Origin of the sequence: Streptomyces sp. JB150, assembly GCF_011193355.1 — a bacterium.
Lineage (GTDB): Bacteria > Actinomycetota > Actinomycetes > Streptomycetales > Streptomycetaceae > Streptomyces.
The window spans coordinates 6,496,602-6,522,181 of the sequence record NZ_CP049780.1 but is presented as its reverse complement, the minus strand read 5'-3'; the positions used below and the strand labels follow the sequence as shown (position 1 = coordinate 6,522,181).

At 73.6% G+C, this 25,580-nt stretch carries 22 protein-coding genes and 1 pseudogene; 14 read left to right on the top strand and 9 right to left on the bottom strand.

Translation table 11 applies throughout. From position 1 onward, the window contains the following. The first annotated feature begins 2 nt into the window (after positions 1–2). Positions 3–854: a hypothetical protein gene (locus G7Z13_RS29705; RefSeq protein ID WP_166003370.1), complete on the top strand. Its 852-nt coding sequence runs from the start codon at positions 3–5 to the stop codon at positions 852–854. A gap of 209 nt (positions 855–1,063) precedes the next feature. Then, positions 1,064–2,461: a glycoside hydrolase family 16 protein gene (locus G7Z13_RS29700; RefSeq protein WP_166003368.1), complete on the top strand. Its 1,398-nt coding sequence runs from the start codon at positions 1,064–1,066 to the stop codon at positions 2,459–2,461. 77 nt (positions 2,462–2,538) lie between these two features. Here G7Z13_RS29700 and G7Z13_RS29695 read toward each other — a convergent pair whose 3' ends face one another. Next, complete coding sequence (locus G7Z13_RS29695) at positions 2,539–3,432, bottom strand: AraC family transcriptional regulator (RefSeq protein ID WP_166003366.1); 894 nt, start codon at positions 3,430–3,432, stop codon at positions 2,539–2,541. Positions 3,433–3,601: 169 nt separating this feature from the next. Here G7Z13_RS29695 and tkt point away from each other — a divergent pair, with 169 nt between their 5' ends. The 7 genes from tkt to G7Z13_RS29660 all read left to right on the top strand — a co-directional run bounded on the left by tkt (position 3,602) and on the right by G7Z13_RS29660 (position 13,444). Further along, a complete protein-coding gene (tkt, locus tag G7Z13_RS29690; protein WP_166003364.1) occupies positions 3,602–5,677 on the top strand; it encodes a transketolase in 2,076 nt (691 codons plus the stop codon). An 18-nt stretch (positions 5,678–5,695) separates the two neighbouring features. Continuing rightward, positions 5,696–6,838 carry a transaldolase gene (tal, locus tag G7Z13_RS29685; RefSeq protein WP_166003362.1) on the top strand — a complete coding sequence of 381 codons (1,143 nt, stop codon included), beginning with the start codon at positions 5,696–5,698 and terminating at the stop codon, positions 6,836–6,838. Continuing rightward, entirely contained in the window at positions 6,839–8,401 is a 1,563-nt protein-coding gene (gene zwf, locus G7Z13_RS29680; protein ID WP_166003360.1) for a glucose-6-phosphate dehydrogenase, read from the top strand. Next, the gene (opcA, locus tag G7Z13_RS29675) at positions 8,398–9,324 is read left to right on the top strand and encodes a glucose-6-phosphate dehydrogenase assembly protein OpcA (RefSeq protein ID WP_166003358.1); all 927 of its coding nucleotides are present in this window, start codon (positions 8,398–8,400) and stop codon (positions 9,322–9,324) included. The genes zwf and opcA overlap by 4 nt, the downstream gene beginning before the upstream one ends. Before the next feature lies 1 nt (position 9,325). Then, entirely contained in the window at positions 9,326–10,978 is a 1,653-nt protein-coding gene (gene pgi / locus G7Z13_RS29670; protein WP_166003356.1) for a glucose-6-phosphate isomerase, read from the top strand. Positions 10,979–10,983: 5 nt separating this feature from the next. Then, a complete protein-coding gene (gene gnd / locus G7Z13_RS29665) occupies positions 10,984–11,865 on the top strand; it encodes a phosphogluconate dehydrogenase (NAD(+)-dependent, decarboxylating) (protein ID WP_166003354.1) in 882 nt (293 codons plus the stop codon). Between the two features lie 106 nt (positions 11,866–11,971). Further along, entirely contained in the window at positions 11,972–13,444 is a 1,473-nt protein-coding gene (locus tag G7Z13_RS29660; RefSeq protein ID WP_166003352.1) for a membrane-associated oxidoreductase, read from the top strand. Positions 13,445–13,531: 87 nt separating this feature from the next. Here the strand turns inward: G7Z13_RS29660 and G7Z13_RS29655 are convergent, their stop codons facing one another. Then, complete coding sequence (locus tag G7Z13_RS29655; protein ID WP_166003350.1) at positions 13,532–13,960, bottom strand: PPOX class F420-dependent oxidoreductase; 429 nt, start codon at positions 13,958–13,960, stop codon at positions 13,532–13,534. 85 nt (positions 13,961–14,045) lie between these two features. Here G7Z13_RS29655 and G7Z13_RS29650 point away from each other — a divergent pair, with 85 nt between their 5' ends. The 3 genes from G7Z13_RS29650 to G7Z13_RS29640 all read left to right on the top strand — a co-directional run bounded on the left by G7Z13_RS29650 (position 14,046) and on the right by G7Z13_RS29640 (position 17,458). Then, the gene (locus G7Z13_RS29650; RefSeq protein ID WP_166003348.1) at positions 14,046–14,639 is read left to right on the top strand and encodes a TetR/AcrR family transcriptional regulator; all 594 of its coding nucleotides are present in this window, start codon (positions 14,046–14,048) and stop codon (positions 14,637–14,639) included. After that, positions 14,636–16,018, top strand: coding sequence for an MFS transporter (locus tag G7Z13_RS29645; RefSeq protein WP_166003346.1), 1,383 nt, complete (start codon positions 14,636–14,638; stop codon positions 16,016–16,018). The genes G7Z13_RS29650 and G7Z13_RS29645 overlap by 4 nt, the downstream gene beginning before the upstream one ends. Positions 16,019–16,201: 183 nt before the next feature. Then, positions 16,202–17,458 carry a serine hydrolase domain-containing protein gene (locus tag G7Z13_RS29640; RefSeq protein ID WP_166003344.1) on the top strand — a complete coding sequence of 419 codons (1,257 nt, stop codon included), beginning with the start codon at positions 16,202–16,204 and terminating at the stop codon, positions 17,456–17,458. A gap of 84 nt (positions 17,459–17,542) precedes the next feature. Here G7Z13_RS29640 and ribA read toward each other — a convergent pair whose 3' ends face one another. Beyond that, a complete protein-coding gene (gene ribA / locus G7Z13_RS29635) occupies positions 17,543–18,202 on the bottom strand; it encodes a GTP cyclohydrolase II (protein ID WP_166003342.1) in 660 nt (219 codons plus the stop codon). A gap of 40 nt (positions 18,203–18,242) precedes the next feature. Here ribA and G7Z13_RS29630 point away from each other — a divergent pair, with 40 nt between their 5' ends. Continuing rightward, positions 18,243–19,070 carry a creatininase family protein gene (locus G7Z13_RS29630; protein ID WP_166003340.1) on the top strand — a complete coding sequence of 276 codons (828 nt, stop codon included), beginning with the start codon at positions 18,243–18,245 and terminating at the stop codon, positions 19,068–19,070. Between the two features lie 107 nt (positions 19,071–19,177). Here G7Z13_RS29630 and G7Z13_RS33895 read toward each other — a convergent pair. From G7Z13_RS33895 to G7Z13_RS29610, 5 genes and pseudogenes are all read right to left on the bottom strand, one after another. Then, a pseudogene (locus tag G7Z13_RS33895) lies at positions 19,178–19,984 on the bottom strand (lysylphosphatidylglycerol synthase transmembrane domain-containing protein); the annotation flags it as partial. Continuing rightward, positions 19,981–21,144 (bottom strand): trans-aconitate methyltransferase, encoded by a 1,164-nt coding sequence (locus G7Z13_RS29625; RefSeq protein ID WP_166003338.1) that lies wholly within the window; start codon positions 21,142–21,144, stop codon positions 19,981–19,983. The pseudogene G7Z13_RS33895 and the gene G7Z13_RS29625, both read right to left, overlap by 4 nt. Further along, positions 21,141–22,322, bottom strand: coding sequence for a glycosyltransferase family 4 protein (locus G7Z13_RS29620; RefSeq protein WP_166003336.1), 1,182 nt, complete (start codon positions 22,320–22,322; stop codon positions 21,141–21,143). Before G7Z13_RS29620 ends, G7Z13_RS29625 begins: the two co-directional genes overlap by 4 nt. Continuing rightward, complete coding sequence (locus G7Z13_RS29615; RefSeq protein WP_166003334.1) at positions 22,319–22,717, bottom strand: 6-carboxytetrahydropterin synthase; 399 nt, start codon at positions 22,715–22,717, stop codon at positions 22,319–22,321. Before G7Z13_RS29615 ends, G7Z13_RS29620 begins: the two co-directional genes overlap by 4 nt. Positions 22,718–22,790: 73 nt before the next feature. Further along, positions 22,791–23,768: a zinc-binding alcohol dehydrogenase gene (locus tag G7Z13_RS29610; RefSeq protein WP_166003332.1), complete on the bottom strand. Its 978-nt coding sequence runs from the start codon at positions 23,766–23,768 to the stop codon at positions 22,791–22,793. Positions 23,769–23,875: 107 nt separating this feature from the next. Between G7Z13_RS29610 and G7Z13_RS29605 the strand changes: the two genes are divergently transcribed. Further along, positions 23,876–24,862 carry a CDP-alcohol phosphatidyltransferase family protein gene (locus G7Z13_RS29605; protein WP_240926385.1) on the top strand — a complete coding sequence of 329 codons (987 nt, stop codon included), beginning with the start codon at positions 23,876–23,878 and terminating at the stop codon, positions 24,860–24,862. On the opposite strand, the gene G7Z13_RS29600 is transcribed toward G7Z13_RS29605, so the two are convergent. Continuing rightward, complete coding sequence (locus G7Z13_RS29600; RefSeq protein WP_240926384.1) at positions 24,827–25,489, bottom strand: hypothetical protein; 663 nt, start codon at positions 25,487–25,489, stop codon at positions 24,827–24,829. The two genes, G7Z13_RS29605 and G7Z13_RS29600, sit on opposite strands and share 36 nt — an antisense overlap. Positions 25,490–25,580 lie beyond the last annotated feature (91 nt).

Genomic DNA, 25,580 nt, shown 5'->3' with positions numbered 1-25,580 from the left:
TGATGAGACGTCAACTGTGCACCCTGGCCGCCGTCACCGCCGCGCTCGCCCTGGGCGCGGGCACCGCCTCCGCCGCGGGCACGCCGGCCTGGACGGAGACCGCGACGGCGTACACCGACACCCTCGGCGGCGGCCAGGGGCTCGCCAGCCACGCGGACGGCTCCCTGCTGTACCGGGGGCTCGCCGACATCCCGCTGGGCCTGCGGCTGAAGGGCTGGAACCACGTCGGGGACCCGGACATCGCGCGCGGCCATGTCGTGGACGCCTACCAGGGCGCCGACACGGCCACGTCGAAGATGTTCGCGGTGACCACCCCGGCCGGGAAGCGCTACGAGTACGTCCATCCGCTGAGCCAGGGCGAGAAGGTGAACAACTCCTTCGCCGCCGTCTCGCCCGACGCGCGGTGGCTGGTCTCCGGGGAGTGGGGCGAGCAGCGCCGGCTCCAGGTGTTCCCCGCCCCGCTGCTCAACCCGAGCACCCCGGCGACCGGCGGCACGCTGCCGGAGGCCGGGCAGATCACGCTGGACCGGCCGGTGCGGGACATCCAGGGCTGCGACTTCGTGACCGCCACCCGTCTGGTGTGCGCCTCCAACGACGCCACCCGCACCCACTTCCCCGAGGCGCGTCCGCTGCTCCAGGTCGATCTGGAACGCGCGCTGGACGGCGCGCCCGTCACCGGGACGGTCACCAGCCTGTTCGCCGTGCCGCAGCGCAGCGCGTGCGCGGGTGACGCCTACGAGACGGAAGGCGTCGACTACGACACCGGCAGCGGCACGCTCCGGGTGCAGATGATCCAGCCCGGGGTGTGCGCGGTGGCGACGACCGTGTACGCGTACCGGCAGACCGGCGGCTGACCCGTCCCCCTTTGCCCCCTTCGGGGGAGTGCGCTCCCCCCTTCAGAGAGTGAACTCCCCTGAACGGCGAGGACTTTCTCGGTTTCACCTCTTGACGCCGACGGTGGCGGCGAGCACATTGGGCGCACTCTGAGAGCGCTCTCAGCCCCCCTGGGGCGCTCTCGGCGCACACCCGCGCATCCACTTCCGTACCCGAGAGGCACCCCCACATGAGTGCAACCTCCGGCACCCCGCACAGACGGTTCCCGCTGCGGCGGGCGCTGACCGCCGTCGCCGGCGTCCTGAGCCTGGCGGCGGCCGCGGCGACGGTCACCGCGCCCTCCGCGACGGCGGCGGCCCCACCGCCCCCGTCCGGCTGGACGCAGGTCTTCGCCGACGACTTCGACGGTCCCGCGGGCAGCGGCGTGAACACCGCGAACTGGCAGTACGCGACCGGCACCGGCTACCCGGGCGGCCCCGCCAACTGGGGCACCGGCGAGATCGAGACGATGACGTCCAGCCGGGACAACGTCTCCCTCGACGGCAACGGCAACCTGCGCATCACACCGCGCCGGGACGCCTCCGGCCGCTGGACCTCCGGCCGGATCGAGACCAACCGCGCCGACTTCCAGCCCCCGGCGAACGGCACGCTGCGCGTCGAGGCGCGCATCCAGGTGCCGAACGTCACCGGCGCCGCCGCCAAGGGCTACTGGCCCGCGTTCTGGATGCTGGGCGCGCCGTACCGGGGCAACTACTGGAACTGGCCCGCGGTCGGCGAGCTGGACATCATGGAGAACACCCAGGGCCTGAACACCGTGTGGGCCACGATGCACTGCGGCACCTCGCCGGGCGGCCCGTGCAACGAGACCAGCGGCATCGGCGGCTCCGCCACGTGTCCCGGCACCACCTGCCAGGCCGGCTTCCACACGTACCGCATGGAGTGGGACCGCTCGACCAGCGTGGAGGAGATCCGCTTCTACGTCGACGGCGTCAACTACCACACCGTGCGCGAGAACCAGGTGGACGCGACGACCTGGGCCAACGCCACCGACCACGGGTTCTTCATCATCCTCAACGTGGCGATGGGCGGCGGCTTCCCCGACGCCTTCGGCGGCGGTCCGGACGCGGGCACGGTCCCCGGGCACTCGATGGTCGTCGACTACGTGCAGGTGCTGTCGTCCGGCGGGGGCGGTACCACTCCCCCGCCGACCGGCAACCGTGACGCCTACAGCGCCATCCAGGCCGAGTCGTTCGACGGCCAGTCCGGTGTGATCACCGAGTCCACCTCCGACACCGGCGGCGGCCAGAACATCGGTGCCGTCGCCAACGGGGACTGGACGGTCTACCGGGGCGTCAACTTCGGTTCCACGCCCGCCCGTCAGTTCGTCGCCCGGGTCGCGAGCGGGGCGGCCTCCGGGGTGAGCGGCCTGGTCGAGGTGCGGCTGGACAGCCGGAGCAACCCGCCGATCGGCAGCTTCGCGGTCGGCAACACGGGCGGCTGGCAGTCGTGGCGCACCATCCCGGCGAACATCTCCTCGGTCACCGGCACGCACGACGTGTACCTGACGTTCACCAGCGGACAGCCCGCGGACTTCGTGAACGTGAACTGGTTCCACTTCGGCCGCTGACGGCGGCCGGCCTCCCCGCAAGAGGGGCTCCACGCGCGCGTGGGGCCCCTTTTCGCGTCCCGGCGCGAGCCCCTTGGTCATCTCAGCTCCGCGCGGAACGCCGCCGGCGTCATGTCCGTGTGCTGGTGGAAGAACTTGGAGAAGTTGGCCGCGTCGGGGAAGCCGACCGCGGCGCCCACCCGGCCGATGGGCAGGTCGGTGTGGGCGAGCAGGCGCTTGGCCTCCAGCACCACGCGCTTGTCGATGAAGGCCTTCGGCGTCTCGCCGGTCGCGGCGCGCACCGCGCGGACGAGGGTGCGGCGGGAGTAGCCGAGCGCGTCGGCGTAGGCGCTGACGCTGTGGTTGGTGGCGAAGCCCGCCTCGACGGCGTCCCGGAAGAGGGTGAACGTGGTGTCGGTGTGCTGCGGGGGCGGCTCCACGGAGCCGGCCGCGAGATGGGCGAGGCGCAGCAGGAACGCGGTGAGCGAGTGGCGCAGTACGGCGGTGTGCAGGCCGAGGGGGAGGGTGGCGGTGTCCTCGTACTCGCGGCGCAGCTGGGCGAGGGAGGCTTCCAGGGCGGCGAGTCGCGGCGGGTCGGGGTGGAGCAGGGGCGGCAGGTCGTAGCGGTACAGGCCGGTGGCCTCGACGGTGGCGCGGGGCAGGAAACCGGGCTGCATGGTGAGGACGGTTCCGCGGTACTCGCTCGTGGTCGTGAAACGGTGCACCTGTCCCGGGCGGATCCACAGCACGTCGCCGGCCGTCGCCTCGTACTCGGTGAAGTCGATCATGTGGCGTACGGGGCCGGCGGCGAAGACCATCACGACGTGGAAGTCGATGCGGTGGACGCGGCCGCGCGGCGCCTCGGAGTGCCAGGTGTGGCCGGTGCCCATCGGGCCGACCTGCATGCCGACGCCGCTGATGCTGCGGTCGGCGGGGAAGGCGAAGGTCCTGATGCCGTCGTCGTCGCCGTCGTGCCGGGTTCTGTCCGCCATGTCGTTCTTGTGCCGCCTCGGTCGCGCGCCGTGCCGTCTGGGTGTCCCACTTTCACCACAGGCTGACACACCCGGACCTTCCAGCGAAAAAGTCAGACTTTTAGAGTCGAACGCGGCTGACCAGGGAAGACACCGAATTCCATGACTTTTTGAAGGGGACTGCGATTAGATGAGCACGCAGACAACCGACGGCCTCGAGTGGACCGACCTGGACCGGCGTGCCGTCGACACCGCGCGCCTGCTGGCGGCCGACGCCGTGCAGCGGGTCGGGAACGGCCACCCGGGCACCGCCATGAGCCTCGCCCCCGCCGCGTACACGATCTTTCAGAAGCTGATGCGGCACGACCCCGCCGACCCCGAGTGGACGGGCCGTGACCGCTTCGTCCTCTCCCCCGGCCACACCTCGCTGACGCTCTACACCCAGCTGTACCTGGCCGGGTACGAGGTGACCCTGGACGACCTGAAGGCCTTCCGCACCCACGGCTCGAAGACACCCGGCCACCCCGAGTACGGGCACACCGCCGGGGTGGAGACCACGACCGGCCCGCTCGGCCAGGGCGTGGCCAACGCCGTGGGCATGGCGATGGCCGCCCGCTACGAGCGCGGCCTGTTCGACCCGGACGCCCCGGCCGGCGAGTCGCCGTTCGACCACACCATCTGGGCGATCGTCTCCGACGGCGACCTGCAGGAGGGCGTGTCCGCCGAGGCGTCCTCGCTCGCCGGGCACCAGAAGCTGGGCAACCTGGTCCTCCTCTACGACGACAACCACATCTCGATCGAGGGCGACACCGCGACCGCGTTCTCCGAGGACGTGCTGAAGCGGTACGAGGCCTACGGCTGGCACACCCAGCGGATCGAGCCCGCCGAGGACGGCGACATCGACGTGCGCGCCCTGTACGCGGCGCTGACGGCCGCGCGGGCCGAGACCGGACGGCCGTCCCTCATCGCGATGCGCACGATCATCGCCTGGCCCGCGCCGAACGCGCGGAACACCGAGGCCGCGCACGGCTCCGCGCTCGGCGAGGCGGAGGTCGCCGCCACCAAGCGGCTCCTCGGCTTCGACCCGGAGAAGACCTTCGAGGTGGCCGACGAGGTGCTGGCCCACACCCGCCGGGCGCTGGACCGCGGCGCCGAGACGCACGCCGCCTGGGACAAGCGGATCGCCGCCTGGCGCGACGCCCACCCCGAGCGCGCCGCCGAGTTCGACCGGATCAGCAAGGGCGAGCTGCCCGCGGGCTGGGAGGAGAGGCTGCCGGTCTTCGAGCCGGGCAAGTCCGTCGCCACCCGTGCCGCCTCCGGGAAGGTGCTCCAGGCGCTGGGCGAGGTCATCCCGGAGCTGTGGGGCGGCTCCGCCGACCTCGCGGGCTCCAACAACACCACCATCGACAAGACCAGCTCCTTCCTCCCGAAGGGCAACCCGCTGCCGGAGGCGGACCCGTACGGCCGCACGATCCACTTCGGCATCCGCGAGTTCTCGATGGCCGCGGAGATGAACGGCATCGCGCTGCACGGCAACACCCGCGTCTACGGCGGCACCTTCCTGGTGTTCTCCGACTACATGCGCAACGCGGTACGGATGTCCGCGCTGATGCAGCTGCCGGTGACGTACGTGTGGACGCACGACTCCATCGGCCTCGGCGAGGACGGCCCGACCCACCAGCCGGTCGAGCACCTGGCCGCGCTGCGCGCCATCCCCGGTCTGAACGTGGTCCGCCCGGCCGACGCCAACGAGACCGCCATCGCCTGGCGCGAGATCCTGCGCCGGCACGCCACCGATCCCGCCCCGCACGGTCTCGCCCTCACCCGTCAGGGCGTACCGACGTACGAGCCCCACGAGGAGGCGGCCCGCGGCGGCTACGTGCTGCGCGAGGCCGACGGCGGCGAACCGCGGGTGATCCTCATCGCCACCGGCTCCGAGGTGCGGCTCGCCGTCGAGGCGCGCGAGCGGCTGCAGGCCTCCGGTGTGCCGGCGCGGGTGGTGTCGATGCCGTGCGTGGAGTGGTTCGAGGAGCAGGACCGGGCCTACCGCGACAGCGTCCTTCCGCCGTCCGTGCGGGCTCGTGTCGCGGTGGAAGCCGGGGTGGGCCTGACGTGGTACCGGTTCACAGGTGACGCAGGACGCATCGTCTCCCTCGAACACTTCGGTGCCTCCGCCGACGCCGAGACCCTGTTCGCCGGCTACGGCTTCACCGCCGACCACGTCGTCGCCGCCGCCCGGGAATCCCTGGCCGCCGCACGCGGTTGATCCGACCGCAGAAAGAAGATGATCACAGTGACCGAAGCAACCGCGAGTGCGGGAGCCCTCAAGCGCCTGTCCGAGCAGGGCGTGTCGATCTGGCTGGACGACCTGTCCCGCGGCCGGATCGCGTCCGGCAACCTCGCCGAACTCGTCGAGACCAGCCATGTGGTGGGCGTGACCACCAACCCGTCCATCTTCCAGGCCGCCATCGGCTCCGGCGCCGGGTACGAGGAGCAGCTGGCCGAGCTGGCCGTGCGGGGGGTGACGGTCGACGAGGCCGTGCGGATGATGACGACCGCCGACGTACGGGCCGCCGCCGACGTCCTGGAGCCCGTGTACCGGGCCACCGGCGGCCGGGACGGGCGGGTCTCCATCGAGGTCGACCCGCGCCTGGCCCACCACACCGAGGCGACCGTCGCCGAGGCCAAGCAGCTGGCCTGGCTGGTGGACCGCCCCAACGTGATGATCAAGATCCCGGCGACGAGGGCCGGTCTGCCCGCGATCACCGAGGTCGTCGCCCAGGGCATCAGCGTCAACGTCACGCTGATCTTCTCGCTGGAGCGCTACCGGGAGGTCATGGACGCCTACCTCGCGGGCCTGGAGAAGGCGCAGCGGGCGGGCCGCGACCTGAGCACCATCCACTCCGTGGCCTCCTTCTTCGTCTCCCGCGTCGACAGCGAGATCGACAAGCGGCTGACCGTCCTCGGCACCGAGGAGGCGCTCGCCCTGAAGGGCCGGGCGGCGCTCGCCAACGCGCGGCTGGCCTACGCGGCGTACGAGGAGGTCTTCGGCGGCGGCCGCTGGCTGGCCCTGGCCGGCGCGAAGGCCAACAAGCAGCGCCCGCTGTGGGCGTCGACCGGGGTGAAGGACCCGGCGTACAAGGACACGCTGTACGTCGACGAACTGGTCGCCCCCGGCACGGTCAACACCATGCCCGAGGCCACCCTGGACGCGGTCCGCGACCACGGCGAGATCACCGGCGACACGGTCACCGGTGGCTACGCCCAGGCCCGCGCCGACCTCGCAGCCGTGGAGCGGCTGGGCATCTCCTACGACGAGGTCGTCCAGCAGCTGGAGGACGAGGGAGTCGCCAAGTTCGAGACCGCGTGGCAGGACCTGCTGGACGCGGTGACGAAGTCCCTGCTGAGCAAGGGAGCTGACGCGTAAATGAGCCAGAAGCCGCTCGAAGCGCCGGCCGCACCGGCGGCCGGCTGGACCAACCCGCTGCGCGATGTGCGCGACCGCCGGCTGCCGCGGATCGCGGGCCCGTCCGGGCTCGTCATCTTCGGTGTCACCGGCGACCTGTCCCGCAAGAAACTGATGCCGGCCGTCTACGACCTGGCCAACCGCGGCCTGCTGCCGCCGGGCTTCTCCCTCGTCGGGTTCGCCCGCCGGGACTGGGAGAACCAGGACTTCGCCGAGGTGGTGCACGACGCGGTGCGCGAGCACTCCCGCACCCCGTTCCGCGAGGAGGTCTGGCAGCAGCTCGCCGAGGGCATGCGGTTCATCCCCGGCGACTTCGACGACGACGAGGCGTTCGAGCAGCTGCGCAAGTCGGTGGAGGAGCTGGACGCCTCCCGCGGCACCAGCGGCAACTACGCCTTCTATCTCTCCGTACCGCCGAAGTTCTTCCCGAAGGTCGTGCAGCAGCTGAAGAAGCACGGTCTGGCGGACGCCCCGGAGGGCTCGTGGCGGCGCGCGGTCATCGAGAAGCCGTTCGGTCACGACCTGAAGAGCGCCTGCGAGCTGAACGCGATCGTGCACGACGTGTTCGAGCCGGACCAGGTCTTCCGGATCGACCACTACCTGGGCAAGGAGACCGTCCAGAACATCCTGGCGCTGCGCTTCGCCAACCAGATGTTCGAGCCGATCTGGAACCGGTCGTACGTCGACCACGTGCAGATCACGATGGCCGAGGACATCGGCATCGGCGGCCGGGCCGGCTACTACGACGGCATCGGCTCGGCGCGTGACGTCATCCAGAACCACCTGCTGCAGCTGATGGCGCTCACCGCCATGGAGGAGCCGGCCGCGTTCGACGCCGAGTCGCTGCTCACCGAGAAGCTGAAGGTGCTGAAGGCCGTCCGCCTCCCGGAGGACCTGGGCCGGCACACCGTGCGCGGGCAGTACGCGCCGGCGTGGCAGGGCGGCGCGAAGGTGCGGGGCTATCTGGAGGAGGACGGCATCGACCCGGACTCCACCACCGACACCTACGCGGCGGTCAAGCTCGGCGTCGACAACCGCCGCTGGGCGGGCGTCCCGTTCTACCTGCGCACCGGCAAGCGGCTCGGCCGGCGGGTGACGGAGATCGCGGTCGTCTTCCAGCGGGCCCCGCACTCCCCCTTCGACGCGACGGCCACCGAGGAGCTGGGCCAGAACGCCATCGTCATCCGCGTCCAGCCCGACGAGGGCGTCACGGTCCGGTTCGGCTCCAAGGTGCCGGGCACCTCGATGGAGATCCGGGACGTGACGATGGACTTCGCCTACGGCGAGTCCTTCACCGAGTCCAGCCCGGAGGCCTACGAGCGGCTGATCCTGGACGTGCTGCTCGGCGACGCCAACCTGTTCCCCCGTCACCAGGAAGTGGAAGAGTCCTGGAGGATCCTCGACCCGATCGAGGAGTACTGGGCCACGCACGGCAGGCCCGCCCAGTACGCGTCGGGCAGCTGGGGACCGAAGGAAGCCGACGAGATGCTCGCACGAGACGGACGGAGCTGGCGCAGGCCATGAAGATCGACCTGACCGACACCACGGCAAGCAAGATCAACAAGGCGCTCGTGCAGGGCCGCCGCGCCATCGGCACCCCGGCCGTCGGCATGGTCCTCACGATGGTGATCGTCACGGACGAGGAGAACGCCTACGACTCCATCAAGGCGGCCGAGCAGGCCTCCCACGAGCATCCCTCGCGCACCCTGGTCGTGATCAAGCGGCACGCCCGCACCCCGCGCGAGCGCACCCGGTCCCGGCTGGACGCCGAGGTCCGGGTCGGCTCGGAGGCCGGCACCGGAGAGACCGTCGTGCTGCGCACCTACGGCGAGGTGTCCGACCACGCCGACTCGGTGGTGCTGCCGCTGCTGCTGCCCGACGCGCCGGTGGTCGTGTGGTGGCCGGTGGACGCGCCGGAGGTGCCCGCCAAGGACCCGCTGGGCGCGCTGGCCCAGCGCAGGATCACCGACATGTACGCCGTCGAGCGGCCCCTGAAGGCCCTGGAGGCCCGTGCCCGCTCGTACGCGCCCGGCGACACCGACCTCGCCTGGACCCGGCTCACCCCGTGGCGGTCGATGCTGGCCGCCGCCCTCGACCAGGCCCGGCTGCCCGTCACCTCGGCGGCCGTGGAGAGCGAGGCCGACAACCCCAGCGCCGAGCTGCTGGCCCGCTGGCTGGAGGCCCGGCTGCACGTGACGGTCGAGCGGGTGGAGACCGCCGGTCCGGTCGTCACCGGGGTCCGGCTCGGCACCGAGAAGGGCGAGATCGTCATCGACCGGCCCGAGGGCCCGCTCGCCACCCTGACCCTGCCGGGCCAGCCGCCGCGCACCCTCGCCCTGAAGGTGCGCCCCACTTCCGAACTCATCGCCGAGGAGCTGCGGCGCCTCGACGCGGACGAGATGTACGCCGTCGCCCTGCGCGGCGAGGACACCGAGGAGAACGCCTGAGATGTCCGAATCCACCCGGCTCACCCGGCGTCCCGAGTGGACGGCCCTGGAGGACCACCGCGCCGCCTGGCAGGCGCATCTGCGCGAGCTGTTCGCCGACGACCCGGACCGCGCCGAGCGGTACGTGGTGCGCGTCGGTGACCTGCGCATCGACTACTCCAAGCACCTGATCACCGACGAGACGCTGGCGCTGCTGCGCGAACTGGCCGCCGCCACCGATGTGTTCGGGCTGCGGGACGCGATGTTCCGCGGCGAGAAGATCAACACGACGGAGCGGCGGGCGGTGCTGCACACCGCGCTGCGCGCCCCGGCCGACGCGGTGGTCGAGGTCGACGGCGAGAACGTCGTGCCCGGTGTGCACGCCGTGCTCGACAGGATGGCCGCGTTCGCCGAGCGGGTCCGCTCGGGCGAGTGGACGGGTCACACGGGCAAGCGGATCCGCAACGTCGTCAACATCGGCATCGGCGGCTCCGACCTCGGGCCCGCGATGGCCTACGACGCGCTGCGGCCGTACACCGCCCGTGACCTGACGGTCCGTTTCGTCTCCAACGTGGACGGCGCCGACCTGCACGAGGCCACCCGCGACCTGGACCCGGCCGAGACGCTCTTCATCGTCGCCTCGAAGACCTTCACCACGATCGAGACGATCACCAACGCCACCTCGGCCCGCGACTGGCTGCTGAACGGACCGGCCGGGCTCGGCGACGAGAAGGCGGTGGCCCGGCACTTCGTCGCCCTGTCGACGAACGCGGACAAGGTCACCGGGTTCGGCATCGACCCGGACAACATGTTCGAGTTCTGGGACTGGGTCGGGGGCCGCTACTCCTTCGACTCGGCGATCGGCCTGTCGCTGATGATCGCCATCGGCCCGGACCGGTTCCGGGAGATGCTGGACGGCTTCCGCACGGTCGACGAGCACTTCCGCACCGCGCCCCCGGAGGCCAACGCCCCGCTGATCCTGGGCCTGCTGGGCATCTGGTACAACAACTTCCACGACGCCCAGTCGCACGCCGTCCTGCCGTACAGCCACTACCTGTCGAAGTTCACGGCCTATCTCCAGCAGCTGGACATGGAGTCCAACGGCAAGTACGTCGACCGCGACGGGCGGGAGGTCGACTGGCAGACCGGCCCGGTGGTCTGGGGCACGCCCGGCACCAACGGCCAGCACGCCTACTACCAGCTCATCCACCAGGGCACCAAGCTCATCCCGGCCGACCTGATCGGCTTCGCCCGGCCCGCCGCCGAACTGAGCGACGACCTCAAGGCGCAGCACGACCTGCTGATGGCCAACCTGTTCGCGCAGGGGCAGGCGCTGGCGTTCGGCAAGACCGCGGACGAGGTCCGCGCGGAGGGCGTCACCGAAGAGCAGGTCGCGCACCGCACCTTCCACGGCAACCACCCGACGACCACGATCCTCGCGCCCGCGCTGACCCCGTCGGTGCTGGGCCAGCTGATCGCGCTGTACGAGCACAAGGTGTTCGTGCAGGGCGCCGTGTGGAACATCGACTCCTTCGACCAGTGGGGCGTCGAGCTGGGCAAGGTCCTCGCCAAGCGCGTCGAACCGGCGCTCACCGAGGGCGCCGACGTCCCCGGCCTCGACCCGTCCACCGCCGCCCTCGTTGCGGCGTACCGCGACCTCAAGGAAGAGAAGTAATCATCATGCAACTCGGACTCATCGGCCTGGGCAAGATGGGCGGCAACATGCGCGAGCGGATCCGCCGCGCCGGCCACACCGTCATCGGCTACGACCGCAACCCCGAGCTGTCCGACGTGAACGGCCTCGCCGAACTCGTCGAGCGCCTGGACGCGCCCCGCACGGTGTGGGTGATGGTCCCGGCCGGCGCGCCCACCCAGTCCGTCATCGACGAGCTGGCGGACCTGCTGGAGCCCGGCGACACGGTCGTCGACGGCGGCAACTCCCGCTGGAGCGACGACGAGAAGCACGCCGCCGAGCTGGGCGCGAAGGGCATCGGCTTCGTCGACGCCGGTGTCTCCGGCGGCGTGTGGGGCCTGGAGAACGGCTACGCGCTGATGGTCGGCGGCGACAAGGAGCACGTGGACCGGATCCAGCCGATCTTCGACGCGCTGAAGCCGGAGGGGCCGTACGGCTATGTCCACGCGGGCAAGGTCGGCGCGGGCCACTTCGCGAAGATGGTCCACAACGGCATCGAGTACGCCATGATGCAGGCCTACGCCGAGGGCTGGGAGCTGCTGGAGAAGGTCGACTCGGTGACCGACGTCCGCGAGGTGTTCCGCTCCTGGCAGGAGGGCACGGTGATCCGGTCCTGGCTGCTGGACCTCGCGGTCAACGCCCTCGACGAGGACGAGCACCTGGAGAAGCTGCGCGGCTACGCGGAGGACTCCGGCGAGGGCCGCTGGACGGTGGAGGCCGCCATCGACAACGCGGTGCCGCTGCCCGCGATCACCGCCTCGCTGTTCGCGCGGTTCGCCTCGCGTCAGGACGACTCGCCGCAGATGAAGATGATCGCCGCGCTGCGCAACCAGTTCGGCGGGCACGCCGTCGAGTCGGCGAAGAAGTAGACGCCCTGAGGGGATCCGCCGTTCCGCTCGCCTCGTCGCCGAGCGGAACGCCTCCCCCCTCGGGGTGAGTTGACACTGCCCAACGGGCCCGCCAGAGTCGCGGCTGATGGAGATCGACGATCTGACACCGGCCGAACTGCGCGTCTGGCGGGCCTTCGCCCGCGGTGAGCGGGTCGACTTCCGCACCCGCGACGGCGAGGACGCCGCGGACGGCGCCTCCTGGGGTCCCGAACGCACCCTGCGCGCCTCGGTGCTGAAGGCCCTGCTGCTGCGCGCGCCGCAGGAGGACGGCGAGATCGCGGCCATGAAGGTCAGCGGCGCCCGGATCACCGGCCCGCTCGACCTCACCCACGCCCTCCTCGACTCCCACCCGGTCCGCCTCAGCCACTGCCACTTCACCGACCGGCCCGAGCTGTACGGCATCCAGCTGCGCCGGCTCAGCCTGCACGGCTCCGTCCTCCCCGGCCTCGGCCTCGGCAGCGCCCGCGTCGACGGCACCCTGCGGCTGAGCGGCTGCCGGATCTTCGGGCCGGTGCAGCTCGCGGGCACCCAGATATCCGGCGCGCTCTTCCTGGAGGACGCCGAGCTGAGCGCGCCGGACGGGGCGGGGCCGGCGCTCAAGCTCAACCAGGCGGTGATCAGTGACGATCTGTGGGCGCCCCGGCTGCGCGCCCGCGGCGAGATACGGCTGAACGGCGCCTCGGTCACCGGCTCGGTCGACTTCAGGGAGGCCCGGCTCGACCGGGACCCGGACCGGGACATCGTCATCGACGCCCAGACCCTCACCGTGGAGGGGGACTTCCTGCTGCGGGAGGCCCAGGTGCGCGGCTGGGTCGGACTGCGCGGCGCGCGGATCGCGGGCCGCCTGGACCTGTCGTACGCCCGGCTGTCCAACCCCGCCGACGCGGCGCTGCGGGCGACCAGCGCCACCATCGGGGAGCTGTGGCTGCGCCGGGGACCGGCGATGGAGGGCACGCTGAACCTGCGCCGCGCCCAGGTCGAGGTGCTGTTCGTGGAGCCGGAGATGCTGCCGCGGCGGGTGCTGATCAGCGGCCTCGGCTACACCTCCCTCACCCCGCACGAGCCCGCCGAGCGGCGGCTGCCGATGCTGGAGCGGGACGGCGACGGCTATGTCCCGCACGCCTACGAGCAGTTGACCGCCGCCTACCGGCGGATCGGCGACGATCACGCGGCCCGGCTGGTCCAGCTCGCCAAACAGCGCCGGCACCGCTCCACCCTCCCCTGGTACGGCCGGCTGTGGGGCCATGTCCAGGACGCCGCCGTCGGCTACGGCTTCCGGCCGATGCGGGCCTTCGGCTGGCTGCTGTCCCTGCTCGCCGTCGGCTCGGTCGCCTACGCGCTGGAGCCTCCGCCGCCGCTGAAGCCGGGCGAGGCGCCGGACTTCAACCCGGTGTTCTACACCCTCGACCTGCTGCTGCCGGTGATCTCCTTCGGGCAGGAGGCCGCGTTCGCGCCCGAGGGTCGGCACCAGGCGCTGTCGTACGTCCTGGTCCTCACCGGCTGGATCCTGGCGACGGCCGTGGTCGCCGGTGTGTCGCGGACCTTCAACCGGCTCTGACCGCCCCTGGGGGCTCGCCGATCATGCCTGGGCTCCCGGCGCCTGGCACCGCTCGCTGATCCGGCCTGATCGACGAGACAACACCCCCTAGCGCGGCGGGACGCCGTACACCCGCTCGACGCGCAGGCGCAGCACCAGGCGCCGGTCGCGGACCATGGCTGCCCGGTAGTCGTCCCAGTCGGGGTGCTCGCCGCGGACGGCGCGGTAGAGGCGGATCAGTTCCTCGACCGTCTCGTCGTGCGGGTCGCGGGCGACGGGCGAGAGGTCGGCGGTGCCCTCGGCTACCGCGTAGGCCCAGCGGTCGGCGGTGGTGACGTGGTACGAGGCGCGGGGATCGCGGCGCAGGTTGCGGGTCTTGGCGCGGTCGTCGGTGACGGAGACGCGCAAGATCCGCTCGTCCGGGTCGTAGGCGTGGCTGACGTTGGACAGCTGGGGGCGGCCGTCGCGTTTGAGGGTGACGAGCACTCCGTCGTGGCTCGCGGAGAGCAGGTGCAGCAGGGCGTCGTCCTGGGTCATGCGTCGGTCAACCCGTCCGCGGCGGTCCGCATTCCCGCGGCAGTACGAGTAGACAGTGTCTACGGCGACCTGGTAGACACCGTCCATGACGGTGGCGGAAGATCGGGAACCCGGGGGCCTGCGCGCCCGGCTGGTGGAGGTCGGCGTCGACCTGGTGAACCGGGAGGGCGCCGGGGCGCTGACCCTGCGGGAGATCGCCCGCAGGGCCGGGGTCTCCCACGGGGCGCCGCGCCGCCACTTCCCCACCCATCGGGACCTGCTGTCGGCGATCGCCCGGCGGGGCTTCGAGACGCTGGGCGAGCGGGTGAGCGAGGCGGTCGGGGACGGTACGGCGAGCCCGCGCGAGCAGATCACCGCGCTCGGCCGGGCCTACCTGCGGTTCGCGCTGGACCACCCCGGCATGTTCGAGCTGATGTTTCGTCACGACCTGCTCGCGAGCGGGCACTTGCGGCTGCGGGACACCAGTCTGCCGCTGTTCGGCGTCCTGGTGCAGCTGGCCGGCCGGGCCCGTCCCGACGCCGACGCCCGGGCGGTGGCGGGCGCGCTGTGGGCGAACCTGCACGGCATGGCCCAGCTGTGGAGCTGGGGAAGTCTGCAACTCGCCACCGGCAGCGAGGACTTCGGACCGCTGCTGCACATGGCCGTCGACGCCCATCTCGGCCCCGGGCCGGGCCGGTGAACCGCCGTCTGGCGCTGGCGAGCAGCGTCGCGGGGGCCGTGGTGGTCGCCCTGGACGGCACCCTCCTGACGATCGCCCAGCCCACCCTGCAACGGGACCTCGGCGCCTCCTTCGCGCAGGCGCAGTGGACCACGACCGGGTATCTCGTGGCGGTGGCCGCGCTGCTGGTGTTCGCCGGGCGGCTCGGCGACCGGTACGGGCACCGGCGGCTGTTCGGCCTCGGCATGCTCGGCTTCGCCGCCGCGTCGGCCGGGATAGGGCTGGCACCCCACATCGGCTGGGTGATCGCGCTGCGGGTGGCCCAGGGCGTGTGCGGGGCGCTGCTCCAGCCCGCCACGCTCGGCATGCTGCGTGCCGCCTGCCCGCCGGACCGGCTGCGCGGCCCCCTCGCCGCGCGCACCGCCGCGATCGGGGTGGCGGCCGCCGCGGGTCCGCTGCTCGGCGGGGCGCTGGTGACGGAGCTGGGCTGGCGGGCGGTGTTCTTCGCGCACGTCGCACCGGCCGCGCTCTTCGGGCTGCTGGCCCTGACCGCCCGCACCCCGCAGCCGCCGCGCCCCGCCGTACGGCTGGACCTTCCCGGCGCGCTGCTGCTCGCCCTGACCCTGGCCGCCCTGGTGCACGGCCTGGCCGGCGTCGCGGACTCCGGCGGGCTCGCCTCGGCGGCACCGGCGCTGGAGGTCGCCGCCGTCGCCGCCCTGGTCCTCGTCCGGCACGAGCGGCGGACCGCGGACCCCCTGCTGCCCGCGGGCGTGGTGCGCTCCCCGGCCGTCCGGTCCGCGCTCGGCGTGCTGGTCATCGCGTCCGCCGCGCTGCACGGGGCGCTGTTCGTGTGCGTCTACCTCCTCCAGGACACCCTCGGGCTCACCGCGTTCGACACCACCCTGCGCAGCCTCCCCCTGGCCCTGTGCATGATCGCCGCCGCTCCGCTGAGCGCGGTCCTGCTGCGCCGGGCGGGCGCGCGGCGGACGATCGTCACGGCCCTGCTCGTCCTCGCCGCGGGTGTCGCGGCCCTCTCCGCCGCGTCCGCCCTCCTCCCCCTCTCCGCCGGCTTCGCGCTGGCCGGCGCCGGCTTCGGCACGGTGATGGTCGCGGCCACCCACGTCGCCCTGCGGCACGCCCCCGCCGAGTCCTCCGGGGTGACCGGCGGCCTCCAGCAGACCGCGCTGAACATCGGGCCGGCCCTGGGCGTGGCCGCGGCGACCCTGCTGACCCATCTCGGCTCCCTGCGCACCCCGCTGCTCGCCTTCGCCGCGCTGTGCGGGGCGGGCGCGGTGCTCGCGTGCGCACTGCCGGGGCGGGCGGCGCGGGAGGACGCCGAGCCGGCCGGGCGGGACGGGCGGGACGGCGCGGCGGCGGTGGCCGGACGCGAGAGCGGGTGAGGCCGGCGGCGATGCCCGGTGGGCGGGTGGTCACGCACCTGGGCGCGACGGGGGCGGGCGGACGCCCTCCTGGTCGCAGGCCCAGGGCGCGGCGTGCCGCGGGTGAGAGGGACGATGAGGTCTGAGGGCGTCCGCACGGGGTATGCCCGATCGCACCTCGAACGACGCGATCGGAGGAGAGCGATGGCACAGCTGCGCACAGAGGTCGAACCGGAGGCCGTGGGACTGGACGCGCGGGCGCTGGGGCGGCTGGACCGGCACTTCGCCCGGCAGGTGGACGACGGGCGGCTGCCCGGCTTCCTGGTGGCCGTCGCGCGCGGCGGCCGGGTCGCCCACCTCACCACGTACGGCCACCGGGACATCGCCGCCGGGGCGCCGGTGCGGCCGGACACGCTGTGGCGGATCTACTCCATGACGAAGCCGTTCACCGCGGTGGCCGCGCTGCTGCTGGTGGAGGAGGGGCGGCTCGCGCTGGACGATCCGGTGGACCGGTACCTGCCGGAGTTCGCCGACGCCCGTGTGTACGTGGAGGGCTCCGGCGCCGATATGCGTACGCGGCCCGCGGCCGGGCCCATACGCGTCCGGCACCTGATGACGCACACCGCGGGCCTGACCTTCGCCTTCTACCACACCCACCCGGTCGACGCGCTCTACCGCGAGGCCGGTCTGGACTCGTCGGTGGCGCCGGGCACCGACCTGGCGGGCACGGTCGAGGTGTACGCGCGGATGCCGCTGCAGTTCGAGCCGGGGACGCAGTGGAACTACTCGGTGGCCAGCAACGTCCTCGGCCGGATCATCGAGGTGGTGTCCGGGCAGCCGCTGGACGTGTTCTTCGCCGAGCGGATCTTCCGCCCGCTGGCCATGCCGGACGCCGGGTTCGAGGTCGACGGGGAACAGGCGGGCCGGCTCGCCGAGTTGTACGGCGAGAAGGAGGACGGCAGCGGGATCGAGCCGATCCGGGGGCTGCCGCTGCACGGCCGGCCGCGGTTCCTGTCGGGCAGCGGCGGCATGGTGGCGAGCGCGTACGACATCCACCGGTTCATGGAGTTCCTGCGCCGCCGCGGCGAACTGGACGGCGTGCGCCTGCTCGCCCCGCAAACCGTCGACCTGATGACCGCGAACCAGCTGCCCGGCGGCGCCGACCTGCGCTCCTTCGGCAGCCACCCGGCGCACGACGCCCCCGGCAACGCGGGCGTCGGCTTCGGGCTCGGCGTGTCCGTGGTGATCGACCCGTCCCGCACCCAGGCGCCCTCCGGTCTCGGCACCTTCGGCTGGAGCGGGGTGGCGACGACGACGTTCTGGGTCGACCCGAGCCGCGACCTGACCGTGCAGTTCCTCACCCAGCTGCGGCCGCGGGGCTCGCACACCGTGTACCCGGATCTGAAGCGGCTGGTCCACGAGGTGGTCGCACCGCTGTCGTCCCCGTCGTCGGCCCGCTGAGCCGGTGCCTCCGCCGTCGCGGGCGCGGGGGCGGCCCCGCCTCGCGCCGGGGCCGCCCTTGCCGTGACCCGTCCCCGGGCCCGTTCAGGACCAGTGGGCCACCGCGTCCAGATGGGGCAGATGGTGGTCCATCCGCTCCCGCTTGGTGCGCAGGTAGGTGATGTTGTTCTCGCACGGCGGGATGAGCAGCGGGACCTGCTCGGCGACCTGTATGCCGTGCCGCAGCAACGCCTCCCGCTTGCCGGGGTTGTTGGACATCAGCCGCACCGACCGTACGCCCAGGTCCTCCAGGATCCTGGCGGCGGACCCGTAGTCGCGGGCGTCCACCGGCAGGCCCAGCGCCAGGTTCGCCTCGACCGTGTCCAGGCCCTCCGCCTGCAGCGCCATCGCCCGCAACTTGCCGAGCAGCCCGATGCCGCGGCCCTCGTGCCCCCTCAAGTAGACGACGACACCGGCCCCTTCGGCCACCACCGCGCGCAGCGCCGACGCCAGCTGGTCGCCGCACTCGCAGTGCCGTGAGCCGAACGCGTCGCCGGTCAGGCACTCCGAGTGCAGCCGGGTCAGGACACCCTCGGCGCCGAGTTCGCCGTGGACGAGCGCCACTTGCTCCTCACCGCGGTCGTGGTCGAGATATCCGATCGCCTGGAATCGTCCGTACACGGTCGGCAGCGGGGCATTCACCACGCGTTCCACGCCGGTGCGGTGCGCCGGCTTTCCGCCGATGACGCCGATGTTTTCTGTCATGATCTGAGTTCCTCAAACAGAGACGAAAGGCCGTGAAGAAATGAATGATTCGGGTCTGTTGCCGGCGGACACCACGGAGGACGTACGCGCCCGGGGGGCCGGTGTGCCACGGCAGGTCGCCGTTCTTCCGGTGGGGAGTTTCGAGCAGCACGGCCCGTACCTTCCGCTGGCCACCGACACGCTCGTCGCCTGCGCGATAGCCCGGGACATCGCCGCCGCGTACCCGGTGCACCTCCTTCCTCCGGTGACCGTCTCCTGCTCGCACGAGCACGCGGCCTGGCCGGGAACCGTCAGCATCTCCTCGGTGACCCTTCACGCGGTGATACGGGACATGGCGGCCTCGCTGCGCCGGTCCGGCGTCGAGGCGCTGGTGCTGGTCAACGGGCACGGCGGGAACTACGTCCTGGGCAACGTGGTCCAGGAGTCCACCGCGCGCGGCGAGCGCATGGCCCTCTTCCCGGCCCCGGAGGACTGGGAGACGGCGCGGGAGCGGGCGAAGGTGGTGACCTCGCTGCTCACCGACATGCACGCGGGCGAAATAGAGACCTCCATCCTGTTGCACGCGCATCCGGAATCCGTCCGCCCCGGATATGAGTCGGCCGATTTCGTCGCCGACGACCGGCGTCATCTGCTCACCACCGGTATGTCCGCCTATACCGATTCCGGGGTCATCGGGCGGCCTTCCCTGGGCACCGCGGAAAAGGGGAAGGAACTGCTGGCGAGCCTGGTGGATTCCTTCGCCCCCTATTTCGAGCTGCTCACCACCACCGGGCCGGCCGCTTCCGGGCCAGCCGCTTCCGGGCCAGCCGCTTCCGGTGAGGACGCTGCCGCCAGGACGGCCGCCGCCGGGGTTGCGGACCGGGTGTAGCGGCCCGCGGGGCGGCGAGCGGCGACGAGGACCAGGGCGCCGGGCAGGCTCGCGGCGAGGCTCAGCACGCCGTAGACCACGGCGACCGCGAGGCCCTCGCCCGCGCCCAGCCCGGCGGCGCCGAACGACCAGGCGGTGACGCCCTCGCGGGGCCCCCAGCCGGCCACGTTCAGCGGCACGCTCATGGCGAGCAGCGCGAGCACCCCTAGCGGCAGCAGCACCAGGGCGGGGGCGTCGCTGCCGGCGATCCGGGCGGCCACCAGGAACATCGCGAGGTGCCCGGCCAGGACGACCACGGACGCGACGGCGACCTTCGGCCCGTCGCGCCGCGAGCACAGCGCCGCCCGGACCTCCGCCCCGAGCCGTCCACGTGTACGCCCCCTGGGCCCCCGGTTCAGCCGTACGGCCACCCCGACCGCGACCGCGCCCAGCGCGGCGACGGCCACCGGCAGGGCGAGCTGCCGGGCCTCCGCGCACACCGGGGACGGCAGGGCCAGCAGGATGCCCGCGCCGGCCACCGCCAGCACCGCCTGCCCGGCGGCCCGTTCGAGCACCACCGCCCGCACGCCCCGGCCGAGGTCGCCCGCGTCGCGCCCGTGCCGTACCGCCCGGTGCACATCGCCGAGGACGCCGCCGGGCAGGGCGGCGTTCAGGAACAGCGCCCGGTAGTAGTCCGCCACCGCCGGCCCGTACGGCAGCGCGATGCCGAGCCCGCGGGCCACCAGCTGCCAGCGCCACGCGCTGCACGCGGTGGTGACCACGCCGATGCCGGCCGCCACCGGCAGGGCGGTGCCGTCGATCCGCCGCAGACCGTCCAGGAACGGGCCGGTGCCCAGCCGCCAGAGGAGTACGGCGAGGAGGACGGCGCCGGCGGCGGTGCCGAGGTGGGCGCGCAGCGCGCGGGACGGTGTCACGACGCCCCGTTCGCCGGGCGGGGCAGCGCCAGCAGGTCGCTGTGGTGGACCGTGACCCGCAACTCGCCCGCCGCGCAGGCCGCGAGGCGGGCCGCCAGGTACTTCTGGGCGGGCGCGGCGAGTTCGGGGCGCTGCTCGACGGCGGCGCCCACCCAGCCGCGCAGCCACGGCACGATCAGCGCGGCGTCGCCGGGGCCGAGCCGCCAGAGGCTCGGCCGCACCCGCAGGGTCGCGCCGAGGTCGGTGAAGGCCTCGCAGGCCGCGTCGACCGCGTCCGGGCCGAGCAGTCCGGAGCGCCGCTGGTGCGTGTTGAACGCCTCGGTGATCTCCCCGTCCAGCGGGTCGCGCGGGGTCAGTTCGACCCGGCCGGCCACCGACAGCGTCAGCAGCGCCGGGCAGCCGGCGCCCGCGCAGGCGGCGGCGAGGGTGTCGACCTCGTCGCGGGTGAGGACGTCGAGCAGCGCGGACGCCGTGACCAGGGAGGCGCCCGCGAGGGCGTCGGGGGTGAGGATGGCGAGGTCGCCGCGCCGGGTCTCCACCGTGACGCGGCTGCCGTCGGCGGCGGAGCGCGGGGCGGCCACGGCCGCGAAGTGCAGCAGGTAGGGGTCGCGGTCGTGCAGCACCCAGTGCTGCGCGCCGTCGAGCCGGGGCGCCAGCCACCGGCCCATCGAGCCGGTGCCGCAGCCGAGGTCGTGCACGACGAGCCCGCGGGAGCGCCCCGGCAGGTTGGCCAGCCGGATCCGCAGCGGGTCCAGCAGCTCACCCGACCGCGCCGCCGCGTCGGCGCCCTCCCGCAGCCGCAGCCACTCGGGCGCGTACCGCGGCGCCTCTTTGGAGCCGCTGTCCTCGCGCAGCCGCACGGTGGGCCGCTCCCCGGGCCGCCCTGCCGCCGGCTCGGCCGGTCCCGCACCGGGGATCACCGCGGACGCCCCCGGCTCGGCCGGACCCGCACTGGCGATCGCCGCGGGGACCGCCGGCTCCCGCGTCGCGCCAGGTGGCATGTGCGCCGCCCCGGCGCCGTCCGGTCCGGCGGCCGGCGGCGCGGCCGGGTCCGGGTCGTCCCCGGCTCGGCCGTCCGGCGGCGGCAGGGGCGCCGTCGCCTCGGCCGGTGCGAGCCGGGACCGGGGTTCGTGTGCCGTCGTGGTGGTGGTGTCGGTCATGCCGCCCTCCGGGGTGCGCTGGGGAGCCGGCCGAGGATGCCGGCGAGGGAGCGGGCGGTGGTGGCCCAGCCGTCGAGGGCGGCGCGGCGGCCGCGTGCGGCGGCCTTGAGGCGGCGGCGCACGTCCGGCTCGCCGAACCAGCCGCGCAGCTCCGCGGCGAGCGCGGCCGGGTCCTCCGGCGGGACGAGGATGCCGGGCACCCCGCCGTCCGGGGCGCGGCCGACCGCCTCCGGGAGGCCGCCCACGTCCGTGGCGAGCACCGGGATGCCGCGCGCCAGGGCCTCCGTGACCGCCATGCCGTACGTCTCGGCGTACGACGTGAGGACCATCAGGTCGGCCGCGGCGTAGCTGGCGTCGAGGACGGCGCCGGACTGCGGTCCCGCGAGGTGGATGCGGTGGGTGAGGCCGTGGCTGTCGATGAGGGCCCGGAGCCGGGCGACGTACTCCGGGTCCTGGGTCAGCCCGCCCACGCACACACAACTCCACGGCAGGTCGGGCACGGTGGCCAGGGCCTCCACCAGCCGGTGCTGGCCCTTGCGCGGGGTGACCGCGGCGACGCACAGCAGCCGGGACACGCCGTCGGTGCCGGGCGCGAGGGGCGCGATGTCGGCGCCGGGGGCGGCGGCGTGCACGCGGTCGGGGGCCAGCCCGTGGTGGGCGACGAGCCGGCGGACCGCCCAGTCACTGGTGGCGATCACCGCGGGGACCGCGCGCAGGACCGCTCGCTCGCGGGCGTCGAGGTCCGCGGCCGTCTCGGGCGCGAGGCCCGTCTCGTCGCCGAGCGGGAGGTGGACGAGGACGGCGAGCCGCAGCCGCTCCGCCTCCGGGACGATCACCTCGGGGACACCGCAGGCGACGAGCCCGTCGAGCAGGACGACCGCGCCGTCCGGCATCTGCGCGAGTACGGAGGCGAGTTCGGCGCGCGCGGCGGCCTCCGGGCGGGGCCACGCGCCGGCCACCGGATGGCGCTGCACCTGCCAGCCGAAGCCGGGCAGGTCCAGGCAGATCCGCCGGTCGTAGGCGTTGCCGCCGCTGGGCGCGGAGGGGTCGTCGACGCCGCCCGGCAGGACGAAGTGCACGGTGCGCAGGGACATCCGGACGATCTCCGCGCCCGACAGGGCGGGGGCCTGGACGGGGACGTAGCCGAGCGTGGGCTGTTCGGTCACGGCGTCCGTCACAGGGCACGCTCGTAACTCGCCCAGGCGACATGCGACTCGTGCAGGGTGACCGTGATGCCCGCGATGCCCCGGGCGCCCTCGCCGAGCGCGCCCTTGTGCACCCGCTCGGCGAGCCGGTCGGCGATGACCTTCGCCAGGAACTCCGTGGAGGTGTTCACCCCGGCGAAGTCGGGCTCGTTGTCGAGGTTGCGGTAGTTCAACTCGGCGACCACCGCGCCGAGTTCCCGAGTGGCCAGGCCGATGTCGACGACGATGTTGTCGTCGTCCAGCTCGGGCCGCCGGAAGGTGGCGTCCACCAGGAACGTCGCTCCGTGCAGGCGCTGCGCGGGGCCGAAGACCTCGCCGCGGAAGCTGTGGGCGATCATGATGTGATCGCGGACGGTGACACTGAACAAGGGAACGCCCCTTCGGGTGCGGTGCATCGATGCCGACTAGTACGGCTGATGACCTTCCCGTGTTCAGCGGAGGTCAGGCCGGGTAGCGCACCCGGTGGCACAGCGCGGGGATCCGGCCGTCCGCCAGCCGCGGCAGCACGTCCGGCAGCTCCTCGAAGGCGCACTCACCGGTGACGAGCGCGTCGAGCGCCGGGTCGGCGAGCAGGTCGAGGGCGAGGGCGAGCCGGTCGCCGTACGAGCGGCGGGCGCGGCGGGCCGGGGAGACGGTGCCGACCTGGCTGCTGCGCAGGGTGATCCGGCGGGCGTGGAAGTCCTCGCCGAGCGGCACGCTCACCCGCCGGTCGCCGTACCAGCTGAGTTCGAGGACCGTGCCCTCGGTGGCGACGAGTTCGAGGCAGCGGGCGAGGCCCTGGTCGGTGGCGCTGGCGTGGACGACGAGGTCGCAGTCGCCGAGCGCGTCGGCGGGGGCGGCGAAGCCGACGCCGAGGGCCTCGGCGGTCTGTTCGCGGGCCGGGTCGGTGTCGACCAGCTGGACGCGGACCCCAGGGAAGCGGGCCAGCAGCGCGGCCACCGAGCAGCCGACCATGCCGCCGCCGACCACCGCGATCCGGTCGCCGACCAGGGGTGCGGCGTCCCACAGCGCGTTGACCGCGGTCTCCACGGTGCCCGCGAGCACGGCCCGTTCGGCGGGCACGTGGTCGGGGACGGGGGTGACGGCGGAGGCGGGGACGACGTAGCGGGTCTGGTGCGGGTGCAGGCAGAAGACGGTACGGCCGGTCAGTTCGGCCGGCCCTTCCTCGACGACGCCGACGGAGAGGTAGCCGTACTTCACCGGCCCCGGGAAGTCGCCTTCCTGGAACGGCGCCCGCATCGCCGCGTACTGGCTGCGCGGCACACCGCCGCGGAAGACCAGCGTCTCCGTGCCCCGGCTCACTCCCGACCACAGCGCGCGCACCACCACCTCCCCCTCGGCCGGGTCCGCGAGCGGGGCGTCGCGTATCTCTCCGTGGCCCGGAGCGGTGAGCCAGAACGCACGTGCGGTGCGCGTCATCGGCGGTCCTCCTGAACGGTCGGCCAGTGGTGCACGTACCGAGATGGCACAGGCCGCGCACGGTACGCGGCGTTGATCGACTCTGTCACACGGCCGGAGGATGTGCGGTGGCCCTGAACAACACATACGGTGCGAGGCCGGTCCAGCAGGAGGCCGCGGTGGGCGCGGGGATACAGATCCTGCTGCTGGCCCTGCTCGGCGCGGCGACCGGGCTGGGCCCGGCGGGCTGGCTGACCGGACTGGTCTTCGCCGTCGCCGGCTGGGCGGTCCTCGCCCGCGCCGTGCACCGCTCCGCACTCGCCTCCTTCGGCCCCGCGAACCGCGTCACCCTCGGCCGTGCCGTCCTGGTCGGCGCGGTCACGGCCCTGGTCGCCGACGCGTTCCGCGGCGCGCCGCCCGTCGCACTGCTCGTCGGTCTGACGGCCGTGGCCCTCGTCCTGGACGGTGTGGACGGCAAGGTGGCGCGGCGGACCGGGACGTCGTCGGCGCTCGGGGCGCGCTTCGACATGGAGGTCGACGCGTTCCTCATCCTCGTGCTGAGCGTGTACGTGTCCCTGGAGCTGGGGGTGTGGGTGCTGCTGATCGGCGGCATGCGCTACGCGTTCGTCGCCGCGGCCCGTTTCTGCCCGTGGCTGAACGCTTCCCTGCCGCCGAGCACGGCCCGCAAGGCGGTCGCCGCGGCACAGGGCGTGCTCCTGCTGCTCGCCGCCTCGGGGCTGCTGCCCGGCGCGGCCGCCGCGGGGGTCGTGGCGGTGGCGCTGGCGCTGCTGGTGTGGTCGTTCGGGCGCGATGTGCGGTGGCTGTGGCGGAGGTCGCGGGCGACGCGGCCGACGGGAGCGACCGCGGTGACGGTGACGGGCGTGAAGGGAGTGACGGGGGTGTCGGCTTCGGCGCGGGTGCGGCCGGCCCTGCCGGCCCGCCCGGCCCGCCCGGCCCGCCCGGCCCGGCCGACGGCGCCTGCGGCGGCGGCTGCGGCTGCGGCTGCGGCTGCGACGGCGCGGGTCGCGCCGGTGGAGCCGAGGGAACCGGTCGCGGCGGCGAGGGCGGCGGTAGCGGTCTCAGACCACCTCGTCGTCGTCCAATCCGCCCCGTAGCCCCCACCAGTCCAGGCCGGCGTAGATCCAGGCGGTGCGGCCGCGGGGGAAGCCGAGGCAGTCGGCCTCTCCCCGGTGGACGGCCACCAGGGTGTCCGTGCCGCGCCACCAGGTGTCGGCCAGCCCGCGGACCTCGCGCACGGGCTCGTACCCGTCGAGGTCGACGCGTTCCACGTCCTCGCCGACGACCCGGGTGATACGCCGGGCTTCCCGGGACGCGTGGTGGTGCAGGGCGACCGACTCCACCCAGCCCTCCACGCCGGCGTGCAGCGGCGTCCATCGCTCCCCGTCGATGCCGAACTCCCCGCCGGGGCCGACCATGAAGGAGTACGGCAGCGCCGTCCGCGGTGACCCGGCCTCGAACCACCAGTCGCCGGGCGCCCGTTCCTCGGGCGAGTGGGCGCTCAGGGGCAGGGGGCCGCCGTCGTACAGGGGCGCGGGCGGCAGCACCAGGCCGCCCCAGCGCTCGTGGAAGGCCGTCATCCGGTCGACCACGGCCGCCGGGACGCCCCGGTCGAGGTACCGCTGCCGCTTCTCCCGGCTCGACCCGGCGTCCACGTGGACCGCGTGCGCGCCGAGGAAGGACCGGGCTCGCCGGGTCAGGCCGTCGGGCAGGCTGCGCTTCACCCGGCGGATGCTACGCGGCCCGGCGCGGCAGCAGCGCCACCGCCCCCGCCGGTACGGCCGCCGGCACCAGCCACGGCACGGCCGCGGGTCA